Annotated in this window: 22 protein-coding genes; 4 read left to right on the forward strand and 18 right to left on the reverse strand. The window is 62.2% G+C overall.

The window, feature by feature from the left end:
- The first annotated feature begins 480 nt into the window (after positions 1-480).
- A complete protein-coding gene (locus XB14_RS29810) occupies positions 481-1,356 on the forward strand; it encodes an alpha/beta fold hydrolase (RefSeq protein WP_077967515.1) in 876 nt (291 codons plus the stop codon).
- 186 nt (positions 1,357-1,542) lie between these two features.
- Here XB14_RS29810 and XB14_RS29815 read toward each other — a convergent pair whose 3' ends face one another.
- The 10 genes from XB14_RS29815 to XB14_RS29860 all read right to left on the reverse strand — a co-directional run bounded on the left by XB14_RS29815 (position 1,543) and on the right by XB14_RS29860 (position 13,522).
- Positions 1,543-3,162 (reverse strand): ABC transporter substrate-binding protein, encoded by a 1,620-nt coding sequence (locus XB14_RS29815; protein WP_077967517.1) that lies wholly within the window; start codon positions 3,160-3,162, stop codon positions 1,543-1,545.
- 60 nt (positions 3,163-3,222) lie between these two features.
- The gene (locus tag XB14_RS29820; RefSeq protein WP_077967519.1) at positions 3,223-4,047 is read right to left on the reverse strand and encodes a creatininase family protein; all 825 of its coding nucleotides are present in this window, start codon (positions 4,045-4,047) and stop codon (positions 3,223-3,225) included.
- Between the two features lie 62 nt (positions 4,048-4,109).
- The gene (locus XB14_RS29825; RefSeq protein ID WP_234804181.1) at positions 4,110-5,264 is read right to left on the reverse strand and encodes an alanine racemase; all 1,155 of its coding nucleotides are present in this window, start codon (positions 5,262-5,264) and stop codon (positions 4,110-4,112) included.
- A gap of 223 nt (positions 5,265-5,487) precedes the next feature.
- Positions 5,488-6,471 carry an oligopeptide/dipeptide ABC transporter ATP-binding protein gene (locus tag XB14_RS29830; RefSeq protein WP_077967523.1) on the reverse strand — a complete coding sequence of 328 codons (984 nt, stop codon included), beginning with the start codon at positions 6,469-6,471 and terminating at the stop codon, positions 5,488-5,490.
- Positions 6,468-7,487 (reverse strand): ABC transporter ATP-binding protein, encoded by a 1,020-nt coding sequence (locus XB14_RS29835; RefSeq protein ID WP_179119703.1) that lies wholly within the window; start codon positions 7,485-7,487, stop codon positions 6,468-6,470. The genes XB14_RS29830 and XB14_RS29835 overlap by 4 nt, the downstream gene beginning before the upstream one ends.
- Positions 7,487-8,395 carry a D,D-dipeptide ABC transporter permease gene (gene ddpC / locus XB14_RS29840; RefSeq protein ID WP_077967527.1) on the reverse strand — a complete coding sequence of 303 codons (909 nt, stop codon included), beginning with the start codon at positions 8,393-8,395 and terminating at the stop codon, positions 7,487-7,489. The genes XB14_RS29835 and ddpC overlap by 1 nt, the downstream gene beginning before the upstream one ends.
- Positions 8,396-8,397: 2 nt before the next feature.
- On the reverse strand, positions 8,398-9,411 hold the full coding sequence (locus XB14_RS29845; RefSeq protein WP_077967529.1) for an ABC transporter permease: 1,014 nt from the start codon (positions 9,409-9,411) through the stop codon (positions 8,398-8,400).
- Between the two features lie 133 nt (positions 9,412-9,544).
- Positions 9,545-11,116, reverse strand: a complete 1,572-nt coding sequence (locus XB14_RS29850; RefSeq protein WP_234804182.1) for an ABC transporter substrate-binding protein — start codon at positions 11,114-11,116, stop codon at positions 9,545-9,547.
- Between the two features lie 92 nt (positions 11,117-11,208).
- Positions 11,209-11,841, reverse strand: a complete 633-nt coding sequence (locus XB14_RS29855) for a helix-turn-helix domain-containing protein (protein ID WP_077967533.1) — start codon at positions 11,839-11,841, stop codon at positions 11,209-11,211.
- A 223-nt stretch (positions 11,842-12,064) separates the two neighbouring features.
- The gene (locus XB14_RS29860) at positions 12,065-13,522 is read right to left on the reverse strand and encodes a M81 family metallopeptidase (protein ID WP_077967535.1); all 1,458 of its coding nucleotides are present in this window, start codon (positions 13,520-13,522) and stop codon (positions 12,065-12,067) included.
- 111 nt (positions 13,523-13,633) lie between these two features.
- On the opposite strand from XB14_RS29860, the gene XB14_RS29865 reads away from it, so the two are divergent.
- Positions 13,634-14,461 carry a M55 family metallopeptidase gene (locus tag XB14_RS29865; RefSeq protein ID WP_077967537.1) on the forward strand — a complete coding sequence of 276 codons (828 nt, stop codon included), beginning with the start codon at positions 13,634-13,636 and terminating at the stop codon, positions 14,459-14,461.
- Between the two features lie 24 nt (positions 14,462-14,485).
- On the forward strand, positions 14,486-15,724 hold the full coding sequence (locus tag XB14_RS29870) for an NAD(P)/FAD-dependent oxidoreductase (RefSeq protein WP_077967539.1): 1,239 nt from the start codon (positions 14,486-14,488) through the stop codon (positions 15,722-15,724).
- Positions 15,725-15,870: 146 nt separating this feature from the next.
- On the opposite strand, the gene proC is transcribed toward XB14_RS29870, so the two are convergent.
- The 6 genes from proC to XB14_RS29900 are packed head-to-tail and all read right to left on the reverse strand — an operon-like array spanning position 15,871 to position 23,056.
- On the reverse strand, positions 15,871-16,692 hold the full coding sequence (proC, locus tag XB14_RS29875) for a pyrroline-5-carboxylate reductase (protein ID WP_077967542.1): 822 nt from the start codon (positions 16,690-16,692) through the stop codon (positions 15,871-15,873).
- Positions 16,693-16,742: 50 nt separating this feature from the next.
- On the reverse strand, positions 16,743-18,275 hold the full coding sequence (locus XB14_RS29880; protein ID WP_077967544.1) for an AMP-binding protein: 1,533 nt from the start codon (positions 18,273-18,275) through the stop codon (positions 16,743-16,745).
- Positions 18,276-18,296: 21 nt separating this feature from the next.
- Positions 18,297-20,063: an ABC transporter permease subunit gene (locus tag XB14_RS29885; protein WP_077967546.1), complete on the reverse strand. Its 1,767-nt coding sequence runs from the start codon at positions 20,061-20,063 to the stop codon at positions 18,297-18,299.
- Positions 20,060-21,139 carry an ABC transporter ATP-binding protein gene (locus tag XB14_RS29890; protein WP_077967548.1) on the reverse strand — a complete coding sequence of 360 codons (1,080 nt, stop codon included), beginning with the start codon at positions 21,137-21,139 and terminating at the stop codon, positions 20,060-20,062. The genes XB14_RS29885 and XB14_RS29890 overlap by 4 nt, the downstream gene beginning before the upstream one ends.
- 11 nt (positions 21,140-21,150) lie before the next feature.
- On the reverse strand, positions 21,151-22,227 hold the full coding sequence (locus XB14_RS29895) for a polyamine ABC transporter substrate-binding protein (RefSeq protein WP_077967550.1): 1,077 nt from the start codon (positions 22,225-22,227) through the stop codon (positions 21,151-21,153).
- A 58-nt stretch (positions 22,228-22,285) separates the two neighbouring features.
- A complete protein-coding gene (locus tag XB14_RS29900) occupies positions 22,286-23,056 on the reverse strand; it encodes an enoyl-CoA hydratase/isomerase family protein (protein WP_077967552.1) in 771 nt (256 codons plus the stop codon).
- Between the two features lie 148 nt (positions 23,057-23,204).
- On the opposite strand from XB14_RS29900, the gene XB14_RS29905 reads away from it, so the two are divergent.
- Positions 23,205-24,029 (forward strand): IclR family transcriptional regulator, encoded by an 825-nt coding sequence (locus tag XB14_RS29905; protein WP_077967561.1) that lies wholly within the window; start codon positions 23,205-23,207, stop codon positions 24,027-24,029.
- A gap of 233 nt (positions 24,030-24,262) precedes the next feature.
- On the opposite strand, the gene hutH is transcribed toward XB14_RS29905, so the two are convergent.
- Positions 24,263-25,783: a histidine ammonia-lyase gene (gene hutH, locus XB14_RS29910; protein ID WP_077967563.1), complete on the reverse strand. Its 1,521-nt coding sequence runs from the start codon at positions 25,781-25,783 to the stop codon at positions 24,263-24,265.
- Between the two features lie 148 nt (positions 25,784-25,931).
- Positions 25,932-26,420: a YbaK/EbsC family protein gene (locus XB14_RS29915; RefSeq protein ID WP_077967565.1), complete on the reverse strand. Its 489-nt coding sequence runs from the start codon at positions 26,418-26,420 to the stop codon at positions 25,932-25,934.
- Positions 26,421-26,440 lie beyond the last annotated feature (20 nt).

Consider the following 26,440-nt stretch of genomic DNA (forward strand, 5'->3'; position numbering starts at 1 on the left):
GCAATTATACGCCTGCTGCACCGACAATTAACCGCCGGCATGCGGATCGGACGTTCGCATAAGCCGATGAATTTCCTGACGATCGCGACGACCATGACGACGATGACGGCCGCCACAACGACCGGAACAAGTCCCTGCAATTCTCTCGCCATGCCCGATTGCGGCAAGGACGTCCTGAGTAGCTGCTCGAACCCGTGAGTTTTGAGAGTCCTGTTCACTCCCAACCGGTTGGCCTCCATTTTCGCCTTTGGCAGCGGCGAGCAATTCACGGCCGAGTAAGTGGGGAATTCCTGCTGCCGGTATCACGCAGGGTAACGGCGCCGGCATAAGTTTTCGATTGCGAAGCCACGTCCGCCACGTAAGAATTTCATACAGCCCCAACGGTCGCTGCTTTCCGCCAAGCGATCGGGAACCAACGCCCTCTTGTGAACCAGACGGGATCATGCGCGTTCTCCTTCTTTCGAGAAGGAGGTCGTTGATATGCTGACTGTTGAGAAAGCGAAGCATCGCACGGTCGAAGTCGACGGCGTGAAGCTATTTTATCGTGAGGCAGGCCGGCGCAATGGGCCCGGCGTGCTCCTGCTCCACGGCCAACCCAGTTCATCGTACAGTTTCCGCGAGGTCATCGGCCCACTGGCCAGCGTGGCGCGGGTCGTGGCCCCTGACCTGCCGGGGTTCGGCTTTACCGAGGCACCCGGCGATTATGAGTACACGTTCGAGGCCATGGCGCGCACGATCGATGCCTTGACCCGGCAGATAGGATTGGAGCGCTTCTTCCTCTACATTCATGATTTTGGAGCGCCGGTTGCCTACTATCTTGCACTCGCCCGTCCCGATCGCGTGCTGGGGCTCATCATCCAGAACGGTAACGCCCACGAGGAGGGCCTCGGTCCAGATTGGGAAGCGAACAAGGCCTACTGGGCGGACCCCACTCCGCAGAACCGCGCGAAGCTCCCAGAATGGCTGAACTTCGAAGGCGTGCGCCACACCTATGTGGGCGACATTCCGGATCGGCTGCAGCCGCTGTTCGCACCTGAGGGGTGGCATCTCGACTGGGAACGGATGAGCCGACCGGGGCTGGTCGAGATACAGTTTCGCATCTTCGCCGACTATGGGCGCTACGTCGCCCGTTTTCCGGAGATCTCAGCCTATCATCACGAGCACCAGCCCCCCGCGCTGCTCATCTGGGGTCGTCATGATCCCTACTTTGAACTTGAGGAGGTGCTCGCCTATGCTCGCGAGCTAGACCGGCTGGACATGCACATCTACGACGGGGCGCACCTTCTGCTTGAGACGCATCATCGGGAATGCGTGGCCCTGATGCGCGAGTTCATTCTGGATGCACAACCAAGCTGAACCGAACCCGTCAGCCGCTCGTCTCGGTCATTCGCTGCGGCGACCGGCTAATGCGAGTTCGCCGAAAACGCGAGACTGGCGCTTGACCTCACTCCGCCGCCTGGAGAGGCGCGGGCCAACGGCCTGGCAATGTTGCATCCGGTCCGCGCCGGCGAATGCCGGCGCAAGATACACCTCTTGTGAGGACTACTCGTCGATATCGACCTTGTCGAAACGATGCGACCCCAAAGGCTCCATCACGTAGCCCTTCACCTTCTTCGACATCGGCAGCACGACGGTCGAGTGTGCGATCGGCACCCAGGGCGCCTGGTCGCTGATAATCGCTTGTGCTTCTTCGTAGAGCTTGGTCCGCTCCGTCTGGTTCGAACTGGCACGCGCCTTCTGGAAAATCTCGTCCAGCGGCTTGTAGCACCAGTTGGCATTGTTGCTGCCGCCAACGCCGGCGCAACTGAAGAAGTAGCTGAGCAGGTTGTCGGGGTCGCCGTTGTCGCTCGTGCCGCCGAGGATGATGGCGCCATCGCGCGCCTTGTCCCGCGACTTCTTGAGGTATTCGCCCCATTCGTAGGAGACGATTTCCACCTTGACGCCAACCTTGGCGAGATCCGCCTGCATCAGCTCCGCAGCCCGGCGCGCGTTCGGCATGTACGGGCGGCTGACCGGCATCGCCCAGATCTTCATGCTCAGATCCTTGACGCCGGCCTCGTCGAGCAGCTTCTTTGCCGCTTCGACGTCATAGCTGTAGCCGTCAATGCTGCCGTTATAGCCCCACATGGTCGGCGGCAGGACGCTCTGGGCGACCTGGCCCATGCCCTGATAGACGGAATCGACGATAGCCTTCCGGTCGATCGCCATGTTGATGGCCCGGCGCACCTCCAGCTTGTCGAACGGCGCGACCAGCGTGTTCATCGCTAGATAGGAAACGTTGAGGCCCGGTTGCTCCAGCACGTTCAGGTCCGGATTGGTTTTCAGTCCGGCCACGTCGGCCGGCGCGGGGTAAGGCGCGACATGGCACTCACCAGCCTGCAGTTTCTGCATGCGCGTCGTCGCATCGGTGGTGATAGCAAAGATCAGGTTGTCGATCTTCGGGGCCCCTGCCCAATAGTCGGCGTTCGCCGCAAAGCGGATCGCCGCGTCCTGCTGATAGTCGACAAGGCGGAAGGGGCCGGTACCGACCGGCTTGCGGTCGAGGTTTTCACGCCGGCCTTCCGCCGCCAGCTTGTCGGCATATTCCTTCGATACGATCGAGCCGAAGTTCAGCGCGAGCTTCGACGGCAGCGACGCATCCGGCTGGTTCAGGACGAACTTGACGGTCCTGTCATCGACCTTGACGATGCCCTTGATGGCCGCCGGCATCTCCATCGCATTGAACATTTCCCAGTTCGCGCCGGGGAAGTAGCTGTTCCACGGATCGTTCTTGTCGAGCTGGCGGTTGAAGGTGAAGAGCACGTCGTCGGCGTTGAAATCACGTGTCGGCGTAAAATCGTCCGTTGTCTGGAACTTCACGCCCCCACGCAGCGTCAGCGTATATTCGAGATTGTCGGCGGAAATGGTCCAGCTTTCGGCGAGGCCCGGAACGACATTGGTCGTGCCGGGCTCGAACTCGGTGAGGCGATCATAGACCGTCTCGGCCGAAGCATCCCAGGTGCTGTTGGCCGAGTAGAGCGCCGCGTCGAAGCCCTCCGGCGAGCCCTCCGAGCAATAGACCAGCGTTTTCGCCATGGCCGGCGTCAGCGCGACGCCGGAAAGCATCGTCGCTGCAAAGAGCGACACAAGGGTTTTGCGCGTCCGCGCGAATCTCAGGTTCATTGACATCTCCTCCCTCGGGAATGGAATGCGAGGTGCCCGGCGGTTTTGCCGCCGGACCACTCAGTCGGCCCTGCCGGCCGTCGTGCCGAGGCCGCGGCCAGGCGTCCAGACCGGGTCCGGCGCGGTCCAAAGCACGTCGTTGCGGATCAGCTTCACCAGTTCGTTCGCCTGGAAGTCGAGGAAGCGCTCGCCCTTTTCGGCCGTTGCGCTGCGCGGATCGCCCCAGGTGCCGGTGACCGGCGCGCGTTCAGCGAAGGAATAGAAGCGCGACACATCCGCGGGCACATCGACGGGATGCTCCTGGTTGCCGAAGGCCTGGCCGAACATCTCGGTCTTCACCGCGTCCGGGACGATCGCGAGCATCACCGACGCCTCGCCTTCGCAGGCATGGTGGGCACCGGTATCCACCTCGAAGATCTTCCTCGCTTCCTCCGGCGCCAGCATCCACGGCGTCGTGGCAACGATCGGCATGGCGAACTCCACCGCCAGTTCACGCACGGCAACGGCGAGCGGATCCATGTTGCCACCGTGACCGTTGACGATGAACAGCCGCTGGAAGCCAAGCGTTTTCAGCGAACGGACGATACAGCGGATAACCCGGCTCAGCGTCTCGTAGTCGAGCGTGATCGTGCCTCCGAACGGCAGGTGATGCTCACTCATGCCAAGCCACAGGCCCGGAAGAACGGCAACCGGCACGTCGTCGGCCACCCGCCGGGCGGCACGGATGGCCGCAGCCGACGCGCTTGCGGTGTCGGTAATCACAGGCAGATGTGGCCCATGCTGCTCCAGCGAGCCGATCGGCAGGATCGCAAGTGCCCCTGGCTTGCCGGCAAGTTCACGCAGGCTGGGGGCGGTCATACGCGCCCATTCAACTTCCTTCGTCATGTCAGATCTCTCTCATCTCATTGGTCAGGTTCTTGGCTTCCGCACCGATTTCACACACGCCATCAGGTCTGGCGGCCCCGGGCGTCGACGCGAAGCGCCACCGCGCGCCCATCCGACCGCCGCAACGTGACGCCATCGAATTGCGCGACCACGGCGCAGGAATGGTTGGGAAAAATGCGGACCCGGCTGCCGATCGCAGGGGGCGTGTCGAAGAAGCGAACGAAGCCGTGTTCCTCGGAAAGCCGCTCGACCTCCCAGGCCGCCCGACCCTCGCCGTCCGCGCTGATAGCAATACCGAAGCCGTTGCCGCCGGACCCATGCGCGCCGAGATCGGAAGACAGTGATTTGGAGCCAGCATCGACAATGAAATGCTTGTCGTTGTGCGCCACGACGGTCGCCACCACCGAAAGCGAAATGTCGTCGGGCGTCGCAATACCGAGGCGCAGCGCGGTGCGATCGAGAAACGCGTAGTTCCCGGGGCGGATTTCCGTGACACCCTGCGGTATGGGCGCTCCGAGGCAGGTAGGCGTGGCGCCGACCGAAATTCGGGGCACATCGGTCCCTGATTGCCGCAAACTCCCGGCCAGATCGAGAAGTGCCCGCGCCTCCGCCGCGGCAATTTCAGACAATTCCTCCGTGCTCTTGCTGCCGTAGGCATGGCCGGCGTGAGAGAGCAGGCCAGCGAAGGTCAGGTTCGCGTGTCGTTCGATCTGCTTTGCCAGCAGGATGGCCGCCGGGTCCTGCGGTTTTACGCCGACACGGCCAAGGCCCACATCCACCTTCACGAACACGCCGAGCGTCACGCCGTGCGTCTCAGCCGCGGCTCCAATCGCTTCGACACCCGTCTCATGTGCTGCGATCAGCAGGAGTTCGGTGCCGTGCGCCTTGGCACTCCGGACAAGACCGTCGATCCTTTCCGGTCGAACGATCGGATAGGCAAGCGTCACGGAAGCAATTCCGGCCTCGACGAAGACGCGCGCCTCTTCCGGCTTCGATGCCGTCACGCCGACTGCGCCAAGCTCAAGCTGGCAGCCGGCAATCGCCAGGCACTTGTGGGTCTTGATATGCGGACGCAGCGCCACGCCGGCGGCACTTGCTCGCTCCTGCATGCCACGCAGATTTCGCATCAGCCGGTCTTCATCGACTTCGACGTACGGTGTCGGCAGGTTGGCCGGTTCCGGTCGAAGGAAAGCCGCGATCGGCGCTGCGTCAGTCAAGGTATTCTCCTGCAAGGCAGCGGGCGCGAGCGAGGCTCGTCCCTGGTGGCGAGAGCCACCGGAGGGCGGCTGGCGCACGTTTGCACACCCGGTAATATCAATCAAATTATTTTTCCGATACGAAAATAATATTTCTTAAAATACGGAGACTGTGCATCAAAAGGCATGGCGGCTCCCGCCGCGGGTCGGCCGAAAGGTCGCGGAATCCACCCGCCCCTTCGGCTTAGCCCAATGCCAGATGACATCTGATTTGGCGGGCCCCGGCGCGTCGCAGAACCTGGGGTGTCTCGCAACCTTCGGCCGCCTGGCCGCATCGCTCCTTGTAGAAGCAACTGGCGGGCAGTCTCCGATTGTTTGGAAGCTCGCCCGTCCGCGCTTCGGCGATGGCGGGCAAGGGACTTTCGAGGCTGGGAGCGGCCGCCAGCAGCGTTTGCGTGTAGGGGTGCCGCGGATTGCGCAACACCTCCCCGGCCGGCCCCGCTTCAACGATCTGGCCGAGATACATCACCGCCACGTCGTCGCAGAAGTGGCGCACCAGCGCGACGTCATGCGAGATCATGAGGTAGCTGAGGCCACGGTCGCGCTGCAGCCGCAGAAGCAGGTTGATGATCTGCGCCTGCACCGATACGTCAAGGGCGGAGGTCGGTTCGTCCAGGACCAGAAGATCGGGATCGGTGCTGATCGCACGGGCGATGGCGATGCGCTGGCGCTGCCCGCCGGAGAATTCATGCGGCAGACGATCGAGTTGCTCCGGCCGCAGACCGACCGAGACGGCCAGTTGCTCAGCCTTGGCGTGCAATTGAGCCTTGCTGTAGCCGCCGCGAATATGCAGCGGTTCGCTGATCAGCCGCCAGACCGGCAGGCGTCGGTCGAGCGAGGATTGCGGATCCTGAAAAACGATCTGCATCTTCTGCCGCAGCGCGCGCCTTTCTCTCCCCTGTGCGGCCTGAAAGTCCTGACCGTCGATCGCCACCCTACCCTGCGCGTGAGGCGCAAGGCCGATGATCGCCTGGGCGAGCGTGCTCTTGCCGCAGCCGGACTCGCCGACAATGCCGAGACTTCTGCCGGCGTGCACCACGAGGTTGACGCCGTTGACGGCGTGCACATGCGAGGTGGGTCGGCCGAGCCAGTTGCGGGACGCCGGAAAGCGTACATGCAGGTCGGAAACCTCCAGAATCGGCCGAGCCGTGTGAACGCCCTTGGTCATTGCCGGCCCTCCTGCCCTGATGTTTCCGACGCGACACCGCGCCGCCAGCACGCCACCTGCTGGCCCTCGGCTCCCGCCAGTCGCGGAGATCGAGATCGACAGAGGTCCACCGCTTCCTTGCATCGCGGCTGGAAGTAGCATCCGGCAGGCGGGTGCAGAAGGCTCGGAACCGCGCCAGGGATCGCTTCCAGTTCCTGCTTCGGCGCCACCCGCTCCGGCAGGCAGCGCAGCAACGCCTGGGTATAGGGATGCTGCGGCGCTTCAAGCACGGTGCGGGTCGCTCCATGCTCCACGATCCGGCCCGCATACATCACGTAGAGCCGGTCGCAGAGTTGCGACACCACGGCGACATTGTGCGAAATGAAGACGACGGATGTCCCGGTGCGGCGCGCGCGGTTCTGGATCAGCCGAAGGATCACGGCCTGGACGGTGACATCGAGCGCCGTGGTCGGTTCATCGGCAATGATGAGGCCCGGCTTGCAGGAGAATGCCATGGCGATCAGAACGCGCTGCCGCATGCCGCCGGAAAGCTCGAACGGATAGAGGTTCATCACCCGCTCCGGCTCGCCGATCAGCATGTCGGCGAGAATGTCGCGTGCGATGCGCCTGGCATCCGGCAAGCTCGTCTCCTCGTGACGCATGATGACATCGGTCAGCTGCTTGCCGATGCGGATGGTCGGGTTGAGCGCGTTCATCGGCTCCTGAAAGATGGTCGACACCACCTTGCCGCGTACGTCCTGAAGTTCGCCGTCATCCATAGCCAGCGTGTTGCGGCCAAACAGACTGACGGATCCGCTGGTGATGTCATAGCGGCCTTTCGGCAAGAGCCCGGTTGCCGCCATGGTCGTCACCGACTTGCCGCAGCCGGATTCCCCAACAATCCCGACGATCTCCGCCTTCCCGACGTCGATCGACACATTGTCGAGCGCCTTGATCGCACCGCTGAAGGTAGGAAACTCCAGTGACAGGTTGTGAATGGCCAATGCGTGGCCGCGTTCTAAAGACAAGCCGGTCATCATCTGCCCCTCAAGCGCGGGTCGAGCATGTCGCGGATGCCGTCGCCGACGAGATTGCACCCCATGGCCGTGATCAGAATGGCAAGACCCGGGAAGGTCGCGTACCACCATTGATCGAGCATATAGCTGCGGCCGCTGCTGACCAGCGCACCCCATTCGGCAGTCGGCGGCTGGGCGCCGAGACCGATGAAACTGAGGGCGGCTGCGATCAGAACGACGCCGCCAAGATCAAGCGTCGCCTGGACGATGATCGGCGACATGGCGTTCGGCAAGATATGCCAGCGCAGGATGTAGAACGGCGAGGCCCCATAGGTGCGTGCCGCCTTTACGAACACCTGCTCTCGCAAGGAAAGCGTTTGTCCTCGGGCAAGTCGGACGTAGGCCGGGATCCGCACGATCGCGACGGCAAGCATAGAGTTGAACAGGCTCGGGCCGAGGGCTGCGGCCAGCGCCATGGCCAGCACCAGTGCCGGCAGGGCGAGCACGACATCCATCAGACGCATGATCGCGGTATCGACACGTCCGCCAACCACGCCGGAGAAACAGCCGATCAGCACCCCGGCTGCCGTTGAAATCAGCACGATCATGAAGGCTGCGCCACAGGACGCTCGCGCGCCGTAAATCACGCGCGAAAACAGGTCGCGGCCGACTTCATCCGTGCCGAACCAGTGCGCAGCACTCGGTGGCAGCAGGCGCGATGTCAGCGAAACCTTGTCGGGATTGTAGGGCGCGATCCATGGTGCAGCGACGATCATCACCAGGACCATGAGGATGATCGCGACGCCCAGCAGCGTCAGCGGGCTGCGGCGGCTCAGATACCAGAGATAGCGCAACCGCTCGGAGAGGGGCTTGGGCCTGCGGGTAGCGGCAGTCGCCGCAACTGGGTCAGTCGGCATGACGGCGGACATGATCAGACCTCCCTGATCTGCGGATCGGCGAGCATGTAGGCGAGATCGACCAGCAGGTTGATCAGCACGTAGCCGATGGATGCGACGATGGTGAAACCCATGATGGCGGGAAAATCGAGCGTCTGGATGGAGGTGACGACATAGGTCCCCATGCCGGGCCAGGCGAAGATCGTCTCGGTCAGCACCGCGCCGTAGAGGAGATCGCCAAGCGCCAATCCAAGAAGTGTAATCGACGGGATCAGCGCGTTTCGGAGCGCATAGTTGAAGATGATCACGCCCTTGCGCAGGCCGCTGGCGCGCGCGGTTCGGATGTAGTCTTCCTGCAGCACGTCCAGCATCGAGGCGCGGATCTGCCGTGTGATCACGCCCATATTGGCAAAGGCCAGCACGAAGCCCGGCAGGATGAGATGATAGACGGCACTGCAAAAGGCGTCGAAGCGGCCCTGAAGCAGCGTATCGATCAGCAGGAACCCGGTGATGCGTTCAGGCGGGACAATGCCCATGGCCAGGCGGCCGCTGCCCGGCAGGATCTGGAAGTGGGCATAAAAGACATAGATCAGGATCAGGCCGAACCAGAACACCGGCATCGAGATGCCGCAGACGGAGACGGTCCGCGCGATCTGGTCGATCGGACCGTCCTTGTAGACGGCCGAAAGAACACCAAGCGGTACGCCCAGACAGAGCGCGATGAAGAGTGCGACCGTGCCAAGCTCGAGCGTCGCCGGCAGGAAGGTGCGGATGTCGGCTGCGACAGGACGATTGGTCCGCAGCGACGTGCCGAGATCGCCCTGAAGGAGATTGCCAATGTAGATCGTGAACTGTTCGACGACGGGGCGGTCGAGGCCCAGATTGCGCCGGACGTTTTCAAGCGTTTCGGCACTCGCCCGGTCGCCCGCGATCATGCGCGCGGGATCGCCGGGGATCAGGTGCGAGATGGTGAAGGTGATGATGGCGACCCCCAACACCACGAAGAGCAGCAGGATCAGACGGGGGAAAATGATGCGGGTGATTGCCATGGACGCCAGCCCTTTCGGCAGGGAAACCCTGACTTAGGTTTCGGGAGTGAGGATCCCTGCCGCGAAGCCTTGCGGCGCGCGGCAGGCGTTCCGTCGATGGAGACCTCTCTCGGATCCGTTCGATCCGCCGGGCTCACTCCGTCTTCGACATCGTCCCGAAGTTGTAGACCTGGATCAGCATGGGGTTATACACATAGCCCTTCACCGCCGCGCGGCGGGCAAAAATGTCGTTCTTTTCCATGATGTAGAGATAGGGCGCATCTTCGGTCGAAAGCTTCTGCGCCTCGACATAGAGGGTCTTGCGCTTGGCTTCGTCGACGATCGAGCCCGCTTCCCTTACAAGGTCGGTGACCTTGCTGTTGCTGTAGAAGGAACGGTTTCCGGGACCGCCCATCTTATCGGCGTCGAACCAGTAGTTCATGAACATGTAGGGATCGGCGAAATCGGGCGTCCAGGCGCCGGGCGCCAGATCAAACTTGCCATTGGCGGCCAGCTCGCGCTTCGTCGTATCGGCGACCGACTGCAGATCAAGCTTGATGCCGATTTCGGCGAGAGAAGCTTGGAGCGCAAGGCCGACCGGCTCCCAGGCGGGGTCGGCCTGCGAGAAGGTGTAGGTCAGGTGGATGTTGCTCTTGCCGGATTCGGCAAGCAGGGCCTTCGCCTTCTCGATGTCATAGGTGTACTGGAAGCCTTGGGGGTCGTGGCCCCACATGCCGCTCGGCACCGCACCGCGCATCTGCTTGGCCTGGCCGAGCATGATGCCGTCGATGATGCCCTGATAATCAACGGCGTAGGAGATCGCCTGGCGCACCTTTGGGTCGTCCAGCGGCGGCTGGCGGTTGTTCATGTATATGTAATTCACATACATGCTGGGATTGCTCTCGACCACGACGGAGGCGTCTTTCTGCAGCGCTTCCGCCTGGTCGAGTGGGATCTGCTCGATGATGTCGGCATCGCCGTTTGTCAGTTGAAGGCGGCGAGCCGACACGTCGCCGACGATGCGGATGACGACCTGCTTCAATGCCGGCTTGGCGCCTGCATAGTGTTCGTTGCTGTCGAGCACGATGCTCTGGTTGCGCTCCCAGGATGCGATGCGATAGGGACCGCTGCCGGCCGAATGTTCGGCGAGCCAGGCCTTCGCCATGTCGCCGTCCTTCTCGTGCGCCATGACCTTCGGATTGATGATCGCAGCGCCGGAGACGGCGAGCGTCGAAATGAAGGGCGCAAACGGTGCCGTCAGATGAAACCTCACCGTCTGGGGGTCGACGACCTCGACCTCCTTCAGAACAGGAAACGCGTCCGATGGACCTGCCTTCAGCTTCATCAATCGGTCGAAGCTGAACTTGACCGCCGCGGCATCGACTGGCGAGCCGTCGTCGAACTTGTGGCCGTTGGCGATCTTGAACGTCCAGACAAGCCCCGCATCGTCGGCGGTCCAGCTTTCGGCCAGCTCGGGCCCGACTTCGGTCGAGGCACCCTTATAGGCGACCAGCCGTTCGTAGGCGGCATAGATCAGTGTGTAACCGCTGTTGCTGATTTCAACGCCGGGATCGGCGGTCGGCGGGTCCTCCGCCCGTGCCAGAACCAGCACGTCTTGTGCTGCGATCGCACCTGACAACGGCGTCGAGGCCAGAAGCAATGCAACGCCGATCGATTTCCACTTGGAACCGTTCATCTCGTAGTCCTCCCCAGAACTGCGGCGCACGATGCCCTCCCGGCATTCACCGCAGCCGTAGACTAGGAAGGGATTTTCCGAAGCGCAAGATTTTTTCCGATCATACGATATTTTTACGGAACTTAATCCCTGTGCTTGATCGTCTGCGTGCTCTCCAGCGTGGAAACCAACTCAGTCTCCGGGGTAGAGCACACGCAGATGATCTGGGCCGGCTCTTCGCCGACACTCAGGTAGGCGTGACCCATCGTGGCGTCAAAGTAGGCAGATTCGCCCTTCTTGAGCCGGAGCGGCGCGTAGATTTCGGTATGCAGCTCCAGTTCGCCGTCGAGAACATAAAAGAACTCCTCCCCCCCGTGCCGAATAAGCGGACCGAAATCCTCCAGCGTTCGCGCGCGCACGACCGCGAAGATGGGAACCATCGACTTCTTCGAGATCTCCGTACAAAGGTAGAGGTAGTCGTAGTTTTGCGTGATGATCGCCCGGCCGTCGCCGGTTCGGTTGTATGTGCGCCGTCCCAGCAGGTTCTGGGTATCCCCGCTTGCGATCGCCGTGCCGAAAAGCTCGACGATGTCGACTTTCAGGCCCTGCGCAAGCTGGATCAACCGATCGTAGGTCAGCTGCATCTGGTTGTTCTCGACCTTGGAAAGGGTCGACACGGCAAGCCCCGTCATCGAGCTTACCTCTGCCAAGGTCCAGCGATTGCGGTTGCGAATGTCCTTCAGGATCTCGCCGAGGCTGGATTTCGCGTCTGTCATAGGTGGCGTCTCCAATTTTGCCTGCGGCCAGCCCGGACGGCCTGACGGTGTTTATCGCTCCCACAACACGCAAGAATCCGATTACACGATAGGAAAACCATTTCCTATAATACGCGGCCAAAATCAACATCGCCTTGAAGGCGTTCTCAGATCGCCACGTACGGCCACTCGTGCCCCAGAGTGCCGCGGCGCGATGTGAACAGGCATTTTCTCCGGCGTCCCCCTACCCTGCGAAAGGGTCGGAGACCCTGGGCCAGTAGGGTCGCGTCAGCTTGGTGAAGGGCAGCGCCTCGAAAGACGGCTGCAAGGCGCCAGGACCGCCCACATAGAGGATTTCACCCGCGATGGGTTCGAAGCCCGCGCGAAAGTGGTTGCTGGACTTCACCACGACAATCTTCTTCTGCGCCGGGTCCAGACCCAAGGCCGTCATGCATTCGGGATGGAAGGTCTGTGTGCGCACAGTGTTCAACACAATGTCGACGCTGCCCGCGCTCACCCAAACCGCGTCGCCGATGCCGAGCGGGGTCGGCCCGAAGCGTTGGGTGATGCCGGAGGCGATGCGCCTGATCGTTACGGTCAGGTCCACCGGGTCGCCCGAGGCCGGCCCGATCTTGCCGCCGATCCGCAACGGCAATGTGGCGCCCTCACCTGCCTCGCGGCACATGCGCACGGCAATCGGGTCCCAGTAGAGGCAGGTCGCCACGTCTTCTATGCCGCGCTCGATGATCCGTCGCAGGATGAAGGTGGAATCGCCTGGTGCGCCGCCACCAGCATTGTCTGAGACGTCTGCCAGTACGATCGGACCGTTCGCCGCCGCCACGGCCCGGTCCAGGGCCGCGTCGATACTGAGATAGGTGCCGCGCATTTCCTCGCGCGCATCGAATATCTCACGGCCGAAAATCTCGGCCGTGCGAGCTGCCTTTTCCGCATCGTTGTCGGTCACCACGAGGATCTTGGCGCCGACGTCTTCGACGTCACCCCAGGGAAAGCCGTGCCCGAACGAGACCGAGAGGATGCCGTCTTGGCCCTCGGCCGCCTTCATCCGGTCGACGATGCCGCGCAACGGAGCGCGATGCGGGTGGAAGGTGCCGATCATGCGGCAATCATAAAGGCCCATCGTCGGCCGCACCTGGCCCGCAAGCGTACGTTCCATCAGCCGGAACAGTTGGCCGGCAACCTCCTCGATGTCGGTGTGCGGATACTCCTTGTAGGTGGCGATCATGGTCGCGTTCGCAAGCATGCGGTCGGTTATATGGCAATGCAGGTCGAGCTCGGCTGCAATCGGCACGTTTGGCCCGACCAGCGCTCGCACGCGCTTGAGCAGGTCCCCTTCGACATCGTCATAACCTTCCGCGACGCAGGCTCCATGCAGGGCAAGCATGACGGCATCGACCGGCATGGCGGCCTTCAGATCGCGAAGGATCGTGTCGCGGAAACCTTCATAGACCGCCCGTACGGTCCTGCCGCCGGGCTCGGCCACGGCGCAAAGGCTCTCCGCCACCACCCAGCCGCGCTCCTCGGCGGCGCTACGCCAGACGAACATCTGCGACGAACAGCAGTTGAGCGGTTTGCTCGTGCCGTCGCCATAGGCGATCAGATTTTCCTGGAAGGCCTCAATGCCGGTCTGCATCGGCGAAAAGGTGTTGGTTTCGGTGTCTAGTCCGGCGACGAACAGCTTCATTTTGTTTCCCGCACAACAAGAAAGTTATTTTCTAATCATAAAACTATGTTTATCGTCGGAAAGTCAAATGCATTATCCGCGCCAGGACGCGGCTGACGGGGGGAGGCAGGAATGCGCCTGTATATATCTGCTGATATCGAGGGAATCGTCGGTGTGGTTAGCCGCGACCAGTTGATGCCGGAAGGGTTTGAATATGAGAATGCGCGACGCTGGATGACCGATACCGTGGTCAATGCCTGCGAGGCGGCCCATGAGGAAGGGGTGGAGGAGGTTATCCTCAGCGATTCCCACGGAAATGGCGAAAGCATCCTGATCGACCGCCTGCCCGACTATGTGCAGATCGTCCGCAGCTGGCCCCGGCCCTTGATGATGATGCAGGGCGTCGAGCTCGGCTCGTTCGTCGGCGCCATGCTTTTAGGCTACCACGCCGGCGCAAGTCATATCGGAGGCGTGCTATCGCACACGATCGGCGGCACGGCGTTTGCCGAAGTCCGGATCAACGGCATCGTCATGCCGGAGGCCGGCATCAACGCCGCCATCGCCGGCCATTTTGATGTGCCGGTGCTGCTTGCTTCGGGCGACAACGTCGCATTGGAAGAAATAAGCCAGGTCATCGGCGGCGATATCGTTAAGGTGCCGGTCAAGCAGGTTTACAGCACCCAATCGGCGATCACGCTGACACCGGCCGTCGCCCATCGCCGCGTCCGTGAGGGTGTCAAGAAAGCCCTGTCGAGGGCGGGGTCGGCGAAACCGTTCAAACTGGACAATCCGGTCCTGGAAATCGTGTTCCGCAACCGCCTGCCGGCCGAGTATCTTTCCTATCTCAAGGGCATCGAACGCACCGATGGCTATACGATCCGCTACCGGGCCGACGACATGGTCGACGTCTCGCGTTTCATCGAGTTCGTCGTCGGTTACAACTCGCGCCTCACCTTCTGAAGAAGCCTTCCGCGGAACTGCCCCATGACCACCTCAATCGTCCTCGGCGCCGGCATGGTCGGCGTCTCAACCGCGCTCGCCCTGCAGGAAGCAGGCCACCAGGTTGTGCTCATCGATCGCAACGCGCCGGGGCGTGAAACCAGCTATGGCAATGCCGGCATCATCCAGACCGAGGCCGTCGAGCCCTATGCCTTTCCGCGTTCCATGCGCGAAATTGCTTCGGTTGCCCTGAGGCGGGGTAACGATGTCGACTGGCGACTGCGCGACCTACCGCAGCTGGCAGGCCCCCTCTGGCGCTATTTTTCGCGATCGGCGCCCGCTCCTTACGCGGAAACCGTTGCCACCTACTCGCGGCTGGTTCTTCGCGCGAGCGTCGATCATGCCCGCTACATCAAACCGGCCGGCGCCGACGAGCTGATCGTGCGCCGCGGCTGGCGGGCGGTCTACCGCAGCGCTGCGAAATATGAAGCGGCGGCCATCAACGCGGAGCGGCTGAAAAACACATACGGCGTTCAATCGGAGGTGCTTGGCCCGAGCGAACTCACCGCGAGCGAACCCGCCTTGCGCCGGCGGCTGGCAGGGGCCGTGCATTGGATCTCGCCCTGGACTTGCCGTGATCCCGGCGAACTCGTCGCTCGCTACGCGGCGCTTTTCGCCGCGCGCGGGGGAGCACTGGCCCGCGGCGACGCAACGACGCTTGCGCAGGACGGCGCCGGATGGCGCGTGATATCCCAGGATGGCGCGGTGACCGCACAAAATGCCGTCGTCGCCCTGGGGCCTTGGTCTCCCATACTCCTCAAGCGGTTCGGCTATAACGTGCCGATGGTCTTCAAGCGCGGATATCACAGACATTTCGCAACTCATGACGGACCAAGCATTTCGATGCTGGATGTTGACAACTCCACCGTCATCTCGCCGATGAACGCGGGATGCAGGGTCCTGACCGGTGCACATATGGCGCCGCCAGGCGCCCCGGTCGCCTCTCGGCAAATCCGTCGCGCGGTCGACGCAGCGTGCGAGCTTTTTGCGCTGAGCGCTCCACTCGAGGAAGTGCCATGGTCCGGCACGCGCCCTTGCATGCCGGACATGCTGCCCGTCGTCGGGCCAAGTCGGCAAAAGGGCCTATGGTTCCATTTCGGGCATGGACATCAGGGTTTTACATTGGGTCCGACAACGGCGCTTCTCCTGGCGGAACAAATCGCTGGGACATCCACCAATCCGCTTGCCCAGCCCCTGTTGCCTTCAGCGCGAAACTGGGCGTAACCTGCGAAGGACGCACGCTCTGCGCATTCGTTGACAACACGGAAGATTGGCACCGGTGCAATGACGATCGGCAAGCAGGCCGGCGGCAGCACGAAGATCGGCGGCGTCCAACAAGCCACACGACCAAACTCCGGCCCGCCTTACGCTTAACCGGCCGCGGCAAGCTCCAGCGCCCGGCGATATGCGGCAGCGGCTGCCCCCTTCAGCAAAGCCGCCAGACCCGGCTCCGCCATGAGAACGTCAAGCGCTGCGGCAGTCGTGCCGTTCGGGCTGGTTACCTGCTGGCGCAGCTCCGTCGGAGAAAAGACGCTGACGCTGGCAAGAGTCGAGGCACCGTCGACCGTCTGCTTCGCCAACGCATGCGCAGTCTCGGCCGGCAGACCTACGGCGATACCTGCTTCGGTCAGGCATTCGATGAAATGGAAGAGGTAGGCCGGCCCCGACCCCGATATTGCGGTCGCGGCATCGATGAGCTTTTCTTCCGGCAGCCAATGGACGCTTCCGACAGCCGCCAGAAGATCGGTCACATAGGCCATCTGAACGTTGCCGGTGTGCGCGTTGGCAAAGGCGGCAATCACCCCCATGCCAATCGACGCCGGCATGTTGGGCATGGCGCGCACGATCGCCACTTCACCAAGCGTCGCCTCGAAGGTCGCGATCGGCACACCGGCGGCGATGCTGACGAAGGCGGCGGTTGCGCTAAACCGCCGGTATGCCGCAAGCATCGAGCCGATGACCTGCGGCTTGACTGCGATGATGACGGCGCGCGGCTGCAGCGTCCGCGGCAGGTCGGACGCATCCGCGTAGGCCTCCACGCCCGCTGCCGCTACGCGCCGGCGGAGGGCCTCCGCCGGCTCGACCACATGAATTCGGTCAGCGGCAATGCCGGACCGGGCCACCCAGCCTTCAAGCAGCGCGAAACCCATGTTGCCGCAACCAACCAGCACGATTTCGCCAGACTGACCCATATCGTCGTTTCCCTTCATGTGCGCCGCAGTCGGCCCAAAGCACCCAAGCCCTATTGCTGCGCCAGCCGGTCCCAGCAATCGTCGAGTGCGACAGGCAACCGATGCTTCATGATCCGTTGGCTCGGCGTGCGTTCGAACTCGTCGATGACGGCGATGTAGCGCGGGTTCTGGTAGGGCGCGAGCCGATGGGCGAGCCATCCTGACAGGTCGATCGGATCGATTGCGCTGCCGGGCTTGGGCTTGACGAAAAGCTTGATGTCCTGCTCGCCGACATCGGCGGCAACACCGATCATTGCGCAATCCTCGACCGCCGGATAGGCGGCGGCGACGTGTTCCACCTCCCAGGCGGAAACATTTTCGCCCTTGCAGCGGACACTGTCGGTGAGCCGGCCGTGGAACCAGAGATTGCCGTCGGCATCGAACGAGCCGGTATCGCCGGTGTGCAGGGCGCCGCCCCGAAGGGCCTTTTCGGTCGCTTCGGGATTGCGCAGGTAGCCTTTGAACAGCGCGCCCTCCAGCGAAGTGCGCACGACGATCTCGCCCTTGCCGCCCGTCGGCACCGGCTCGCCCTTCTCATCCAGGATATCGACCGAGAACCACGGCATCGGCTGACCGACGGCACCGACGACACCGGTTGCGTTGCAGGTGGTGATGCTGGAGGCTTCGGTCATGCCGTAGCACTCGCGCATCTCGACACCGAAACGCTCCTTGAAGAGCGGCCACACCTCCTTCGGGCAGCCGCCGCCCCATGCGATCCGCACGGGATGCTCGCGATCACCTTTGCTTTCGGGCTGCTTCAGCAGGATCTGCAGGATGCCGCCGAGGTAGTGGATATGGGTGGCGCCATAGGTTCTCACCTGATCCCAGAAGCGGCTGGCGCTGAACCGATCCACCATGGCAAGTGACAGGTCCTCGATGATCGGCAGAACGATCAACTGCGCGCCGCCGATATGATAGAGCGGCTCCCAGACAAAGAAGACGTCGCCCGGACCGGCTACCGAGAGCGTACGCACCGCTTCGCCGGCAAGCCGGATCATGCCGTGGGTCACCAGCACGCCCTTCGGCCGGCCGGTGGTGCCGGAGGTATACATGATCGCAAACAGATCATCGGCGACGGGCGGCGCCTCGTTGAAGGCCGCCCCTGAAGTCAGGATCGTTTCAAGCGATGCCGCGCCCGTCGCTTCCCCCGCGAGAATAATTCCGGTCTCAGGCAGAGCGGCACCGCTTTCGGCGATGGTTTCGGCAAGTTCGGCGTCACAGATGAAGACGCCCGGCTCGCAATGTTCCAGGATATAGCGCAGGCCCTCGCCGCGCAGCTGGGCGTTGACCGGAACCCAGACGACGCCGGCCCTGGCAAGGCCGAAGAGGACGGCAAGCGACAGGCGTGAGTTGCGCATCATCACCGCGGCGCGATCGCCAGGTTTCAGGCCACGCTGGCGAAGCTCGGCTGCAAGCGCTGCCGACATTGCATCAAGAGCGCCAAAGGTGATCGGCTCGCCGTTGAAGCGGGCGAAAACCTGTTCCGGTTTGCGGGCAGCCTTCATCATGAAGCTTCCGAGGAAGCCTTCGAGAGAAACAGTCATGGGGAGATCTCGGATGTGGGGTCAGGAGGAGCGGCGGAGTTTTTCCGCCGCCAGGAGAAGTGATGTCACAACGACGAAGACGACGACCGAAACTGCCGCGAGCGTCGGGTTCAGCTGAAGGATCATGTCGTCCCACATCTGTTTCGGCAGGGTTGTCTTGACGCCGCCGCTGACGAAGATTGCCACCGTCAGTTCGTCGAACGAGGTGATGAAGGCGAACAGGAACGCTGCCGTCAGGCCGCTCTTGATTTGCGGCACGGTGACGAAGCGCAAGGCTTGGACGCGGTTTGCCCCGAGCGTCGCGGCTGCCTGGTCGAGCCGCCAGTCATAGCTTTTCAGCACGGCGGCGATGGCGACGAAGGCAAAGGGCAATGCCAGTACCGTGTGGCCGATCACCAGGCCTATATCAGTCGCGACCAGGCCTATCTGGGCAAAGAGATAGAACAGGCCGACGGCAATCACGATGCGAGGCACGATCATCGGCGCCAGGAAAAAGGCGAAGATGATGCCGCGCCAGCGCGAGCGCGAACGGGCAAGCGCCAACGCCGCAAAACCGCCGATCACCGTTGCAACGATGGCTGTTGCGAAGGCGACGCCGAACGAGCGGACGGTGGCTGCCACCCAAAGATCGGAAGTGAAATACGTCCTGAACCATTCCGGGCCATAACCCGGTGGCGGGAATTCGAGGAACTGCGAACTGGTGAAAGCGATCGGCAGCACGACAAGCGTCGGCAGCATCAGGAAGGCGAACATCAACAGGCTATAGATGCCGAGCATCCGGCTCGAAACCGCAGCCCCGAGCAGCCGATGGCTGCCATCCGCGACGGCGCTGCTGATGCCTGCAAACCGATCGAGGATCGCCAGGCCGAGCGCACGCAATATGCCCTTGCGGCCGGTCTTGCTGTCAGAAGGTTCGCCAGACAGGCTCGAAAGGCCAAACACCCGATCGTAGAGCCCGCACGTGACCAGTGCTGCAGCCAGCATCATGGCAGCCAGTGCCCCGGCAAACGCCCAGTTGAGGATCTCCTGCACCTGCACAATGATCAGCTGCGCCAGCATCGTCTGCTGACGGCCGCCGAGCAGCGCCGGGACAATGAAGAAGCCAAGCGAGGAGATAAACGTCAGCAGGCCAGCAGCTGCAGCGCCAGGCAGCGAAAGTGGGAAATAGATGAGCCAGAACCCCATAGCGGGCGCCGCACCCAACGTCCCCGATGCCTGCGTCAATCGACGGTCGACGCCGGTCATCACGGGCAGCATGGTCAGAACCGCAAGCGGAACCATGGCATGAACCATACCGATCATCACGCCGAACTCGTTGTGCAGCAGTTCGAGCGGTTGGCTGAGGAGACCGGTTCCAAGTCCGATCTGGTTGATGATCCCGGTGCGTCCGAGCACGATCACCCAGGCAAAGCTCTTGACGAGATAACTCGTCCAAAACGGAACCATGACGAGCAGTATCATCGTTCCGCGCGTCCGGTCCGGCAGCCGCGACAGCCAATAGGCCAGGGGATATCCGAATAGCAGCGAGAGAAGCGTCGTGAGGCCGGCGATGCGGAAGGTGATCAGCAGCACCCGAAAATAGACGTCGGTCTCGAAGATCCGCGCATAGTGGCCTGCGGTCAACGCGCCGGTGTCGGCATCTTCGACGCTCAAACCCATCAGCCTTGCGACCGGAACGAGGAAGAAGATCAAAAGAAACGCGATCCCCGGTGCGGCAAGCCAGAGCGGTCCAAAGCGGAAACGGCTGGCGCGCGCAGCGCCTGTTGTAGAAACGGTGGTCGCGGTCATGGCATCACCAGAACGGCGGATTCCGGCGCCCAGCTCAGCGTGATGTTTTCGCCGAGACTCGGCAATGGCTTGCCGGGAAGGACACGAACTGTCACGAACTGCTCCGCCGCGATATCAACGAGCAGTCGGGTTTCTGAACCGGCATAGACCAATTCGACCACCCGACCTCTGATCTCGTTCGCCCCGCTCGATCCGAGTTCGAGATGCTCGGGACGGACCACGAGCGCCATCTCGGCATTATTCGAGAGGCCCGCGCCATCGATCCGGAAGCGGCCGCTTGCCGTGGCCAGATGGGCGGCACCACCCGATCCGAGTTCGACGCGGCCGCGGAAAATGTTGGAGATGCCGATGAAATCGGCGGCAAAGGCGGTTCGCGGCCGGGCGTAGATTTCCTGCGGCGGACCGATCTGCTCGACCATCGCGTGGTTCATCAGGCAGATGCGGTCGGAAAGCGCCAGCGCCTCCTCCTGGTCGTGGGTGACATAGATGATCGTTGCGCCCGTCTGCCGGTGCAGCTGCTTGATTTCAAACTGCATATGCTCGCGCAACTTCTTGTCGAGTGCCCCGAGTGGCTCGTCCATCAGGATGATCGACGGCTGGTAGACGAAGCAGCGCGCAAGCGCGACGCGCTGCTGCTGGCCGCCCGAGAGTTCGCGCGGGAACCGCCCGGCCAGATGGCCGAGCTGAACCATATCCAGGGCTCCTTTGACCTGACGGTCGATCTCGGCCGAGGTCTTGCCGCGCATTTTCAGGGGAAAGCCGATGTTTTCGGCGACTGTCAGATGGGGAAACAATGCGTAGTGCTGGAAGACCAGGCCGATGTCGCGCTTGTGCACCGGGGTGTTCGTCTCGTCGCCGCCGTCGATGAACAGACGACCCTCCGTCGGCGTGACCAACCCGCTGATCATCTGCAGCAGGGTGGTCTTGCCTGAGCCCGAAGGCCCGAGAAGCGTCAGGAACTCGCCGGTCTTGACCGCGACATGGGTTGGCTTGAGAGCGATGGCGGCGCCGTAGCTCTTTGCCAATCCATCGACAAGGAGTTTTGGGCGAGTGGCTTGTTCGGGCTTCGCGAGCATCGGTTTTCCCCTTAACCCAGGATCCAGGCGTTGAAGCGCTCGGTCATTTCGGAGCGATTGGCGCTCCACCAGTCTTCGCGCGCAATCGTCATGACCTTGAGGTTTGCCTCGGAGGTCGGCAGGGCCGCCGCGCGTTCCGCGGGGATATGCTCATAGGCCTTCAGGTTCGTCGGACCGTAGGCAAGGAATTCCGTAAACAGCGCCTGCTGTTTCGGGTCCGCGCAGAACTTGACGAACTGACGGGCGATATCGGCCCGCGGCGATCCCTTGGGAATGCCCCATCCCTCAATCGAGTAGAGCCCCTGGTTCCATCCGATCTTGACCGGAGCGCCACCATCGATAACCGCCTGGGCGCGCGCGTTCCATAGCGCGATCAGGTCGACTTCGCCGCTCTGGATCAGCTGGCTCGACTGCGCCCCACCGGTCCACCAGACGTCGACATGCGGCTTGATCTTCTCGAGGCTGGCATAGGCGCGCTCGATGTCGAGCGGGTAGAGCTCGGCCAGGGGCACGCCATCGGCGAGCAGCGCCTGCTCCAGGGTGTCGATCGGGTTCTTGCGCAGGGCGCGACGGCCCGGGAATTTCTCGACGTTCCAGAAATCGGCCCAGGAGCCCGGACCATTGGCAGCGTCGAAGCGGTCGGTGCGATAGGCCATGATGGTGGAGTAGACGTCCACGCCGAGCCATAGCTCGGTGAGAGCGTCAGGCATCAATCCGGGAACGTCGGCCGCCGGCAGGTTGATCGGCTCCAGCAGGTCGCGCTTTTCCAGGATATCACGGGCCGACAGCGTCAGCGTGCAGACGTCCCAGCTATAGGATTGCGTCTCGACCATCGCCCTGAACTGCGCTGTCGGCTCGGCATCCCGTGCAACATTGATGACCTTGATGCCTGTTGCCTGTTCGAAGGGGTCATAAAACGCCTTGCGGTATCCGGGGCTATAGGGACCGCCGGGATCCGCGACGGTCAGCTGCTCGGCGGCAAATGCCGATCGCGTGAAGACGGCAGGCGCGGCCAGGGCGACGCCCAGGCCTCCGCCGATTTTCAGCAAGGTGCGACGATCAATCATTATGCGTTTGTCGTTGGTCATTTGTTCTACCCTCTTGTTTTGGATTGTTCGCCGCCTCCCATGAGCGGCATGGCCTTTGTCAGGCTTTGCTGGCTGCACGCCGGGCGAGGAACTGTTCCATCATCCGCGCTGGCTCGCCGGAGGCATAGGCTTCGCGCTGTATGCGAGCGCCGGCTTCGAGGCAGTCGCGGAAACCAGCTTCTGTCATCTCCCTGAAGCGCTGTTTGTCAAGCCGCATGGCGACCGGCGGCTTGGCGCCGAGTTCCTGCGCCAGCGAGAGGGCTTCCTCCATGACGCGCTCCTGCGGAACGATGCGGTTGATGATGCCAATGTCCTTGCATTCGTCTGCGTCCATGAGACGACCGCTGAGCGTCAGGTCGATCGTGCGGGAGAGGCCGATCATTTCGCGCATCATCCAGGGGCCCGTGGTGCTGGCGATGCCGGAATTGATTTCCGGCTGCCCCATGCGCACGCCGGGATGAGCAACGCGGAAGTCGCACAGAAGCGCCACCTGGAACGCCGAACCGGCGGCAACGCCGTTGAGTGCCGCGATCAGTGGCTTCGACAGCGAGCGCATCGCATCATAGAGCCGCTCCCATTCACCGACCCATTCCTGGCCGCGGGCGCCGTCAAACGTGCGGGCCTCGTTCAGATCCTGGCCTGCGCTGAACGCGCGGTCGCCGGCACCGGTGAGGATAATGGCGCGGACCGCCTCGTCTTCGTCGAACGCCTTGAAGGCGGCAACCAGCTGCTGGCGCATCTGACTATGCCAGGCATTGAGGATTTCGGGGCGGTTCAGCGTGATGACGCCGACCTCGCCACGTCGTTCTGTCAGGATGAAGCGGTCCATGATTTTCTCCGTTGCGATGAAACAACTATTGCAATGCGATAATTGTTATGTCATAGTGTGATTATGTTTATTTTAGCTGTCAAGCAGCTTTTCCGATGCTTGGCGATTCTGTTATCGATATGTGGGAAACCGCGGGAATCGGGGATACATGGCACGCAAGGCGAGCAAGGCTGCGACGGACGACAACGAAGCGCCGGGGGAAGACCGCGATCCCTTGCTGGTGCAGTCGGTCGAAAAGGCCTTCAGGGTTCTGCGGGCCTTTGACGGTCGCCGCCCGAATCTCAGCCTGTCACAGATCGCCGAAGAAACCGGGCTCGACATGAGCGCCGCCCAGCGCTTCACCCACACGCTTTCCAAGCTCGGCTATCTCGGCAAGAACCCGGACACCAAGCGCTTTGAATTGACGGTGAAGGCGCTCGATTTCGGCTATCACTACACCCGCGCCAGCGGCTTCGTCGAACGCGGCATGCCCTATCTCCTGCATCTGAGCAAAGCCACCGAGGAGACGGTCAATCTGACTGTGCTCGACGACACCGACATCGTTTTCGTGTCGCGCTTCATGAGCCGGCACGTGCTCAACAACGACGTCATCACCGGCACGCGGCTGCCGGCCTATTGCACGGCACCGGGCATTGCGATTCTCTCAGGTCTGCCGGAGGATCTCGCGCATGCGATCCTCGAGAAATCGGATCTCTATCCGTTCACGCCGCACACCACCTGGGACATCGGCGCGCTGAAGTCGAAGCTGAAACAGTCGGCAACCAAAGGCTACGCTACGGCCTTCGAGGAGTACTTCCACGGCGACCTGTCGATCGCAGCACCGGTGCTCGATGCCAACGGCACGCCCTACGGCGCCATCAACATTGCCGTGTCGCGCAGTCGTTATACGCCGGAAGAAACGGAAGAACGGTTTGCGCCACTGGTCACTGCGGCGGCGCGCTCGATCTCGCTCGTCGGTGGCGCACGAAGATAGTTGCTCACGGGGCAGCGCACCTATCCGCCCATGATCCCTGCCCGTGGAGCGGTTGATCCGTTCATTGTGATCTCCTGTCGTGCTTGATCGGCCACCGGAATCGGTCGAGCACACCTTGCCGTTGCTGAATGGTTCTCGCCACATCACCGCCGATGCCTAGGCTCGGTATTGCTGCTCAGAGGATGGCGCGCCGTTGCGGCAGGTTGCTCGGTCCAAGCGGGCACAAATTTTACTCAGACGGGCTCGCTCCACCCACAGGCTGCGAGCAGCGCGCCGGACGTCACGAGGTCGCGGGCAAATGCGTGGTCCGGCGCGAAGTACCGATCACGGTCCATCCGGGCGACCCTCTCCCTCACAGCTTGACGCACCGGTTCAAGCCGCGATCCGAGTTGGAAACCGTGATGATCGCAGCCTTCAACAGCAGCGAGAAGCTCGGTTGCCAGGATGTAGTTGAGGGTGTCGACCATCGCCAGCAGTCGTCGGGCGCCGTGTGTCGCCATCGACACGTGATCCTCCTGATTGGCAACGGTCGGAACGTTGTCCACGGAAGCCGGATGCGATTTCTGACGATTTTCCGCGACCATGGCGGCAGCTGCGATCTGCGCGCACATGAAGCCAGAATTCAGGCCCGGCTCGCTGGTCAGGAACGGGGGAAGACCCGACATGCCAGGATCGGTCATCAGCGAAAGTCTGCGCTCCGCAATCGATCCGATTTCGCAGATGGCAAGAGCAATCGTATCTGCGGCGAATGCCACAGGCTCAGCGTGAAAATTGCCGCCGGACAGGACTTCCAAGGTGTCTGCAAACACAAGCGGATTGTCGGTCACGGCATCCGCCTCAAGCGCAAGCACGTTTGCGACGCTCGCCAGAAGATCGCGGCAGGCTCCAAGAACCTGGGGCTGGCACCGAATGCTGTAAGGGTCCTGGCGGCGGCCGGTGGTCAGCGCGGGTGCCCGAAATCCACTGTCGGAGATGAGATCCAAGATCTTCTGCGCCACATTGATCTGGCCCGGATGACGGCGCAGCGCGTGGATCCTTGCGTCAAACGCCTCGGACAGACCAAGGACTGCCTCGGTGGTCAGAGCCCCGATGACGACCGAGCTTGCAAGGGCGCGCTCGGCACGGAACAGGCCGGCCAGTGCAAGTGCGGTGGAAACCTGCGTGCCGTTGAGCAGCGCCAGTCCTTCCTTGGCCTGCAATTCCAGCGGCTCTATCCCCATCCGGCGATGTGCCTCTGCGGCCGTTATCACCGCGCCCTTGAAGTCTACATCGCCAAAGCCGATTAATGCGGCGCTGAGATGGGCGAGCGGGGCAAGGTCGCCGGATGCGCCCACGGATCCTTGCGCCGGTACCACCGGATAGATTTCAAGTTCGAGGAACAACTGCAGCCGTTCGACCAGTTCGAGCCGGACGCCGGAGTAGCCTTTCGCCAAAGCTGCAATCTTCAACGCAATTGCGAGTCTGACGACGTCGGTCGGAAGCGGGTCGCCTGCCCCAACGCAGTGCGAAACAACAAGATTATACTGGAGACGCTCCAGATCTTCCTGCGCGACGGACCGATTGGCCATCTTGCCGAAACCGGTGTTGATCCCATAGACCGGCTTGCCGTGCTCAACGATCGACTGAACGGCGCGGTGCGAGGCACAAATTGCCGCGACCGCTTTCGGCGAGAGCGCGATTGTCGTTGGTTCCAAGTAGCATGACCGCCACACCGCGATGTCTTTTGGCTGATTGTCGATGGTGATCGTAGGCATAGTTTTCCCCACTGTTGGAGGGCCGGCCCTCCGCTTTTTGATTTCTCTGACTGGAAATGTCCGGGAGCCCATCAGGATGGTCACCGTTCCGGACTTGCGACTTTCACCCAGGGCCATACCGCGTAGCCGGCCGGCCAGCGATCTTTGGTCAAGCCGGTTTAGCAAGGTCGGTGACGACTTCCAGACCGGGAGTGTTCAGAAGTATTTCAGGAACGACCTTGATCTTGCTCGTGCGGTTGCCCCCACCAAGGATCACAAAATCGAAGGTCATTATGCTGCTATCGACCCAGACCGGGATCCCCGAAGGCAGGCCGAGTGGGGTAACCCCACCAATTTCCATACCCGTCTGAGCAACCGTTTCATCGCTTGACGCAAAAGATACCTTGCCGCCGCCAAACTTCTTGCGTGCAGTACCGTTGACATCCAACCGCGCCAAAGCGGGAACCATGCAGACTGCGTATTCGGGCGGAACTCTCTTGCTTTTGAGGACGATCGCGTTCACCGAGTTTTCCAGAGAGGCTCCATAATGGGCGCAAAATGCCTGAGTGTCAGTCAGGCTGTCGTCGCAAGCCATGATCTCAAACGCCAAGCCGCTGCTTTCAAGTATTTGATGGATATGGGGGAGAGTATCGGTCATCAGAGGGCTCTTTCGTTAAG

The sequence above is a fragment of the Ensifer adhaerens genome, assembly GCF_002007205.1.
GTDB lineage: Bacteria > Pseudomonadota > Alphaproteobacteria > Rhizobiales > Rhizobiaceae > Ensifer > Ensifer adhaerens_D.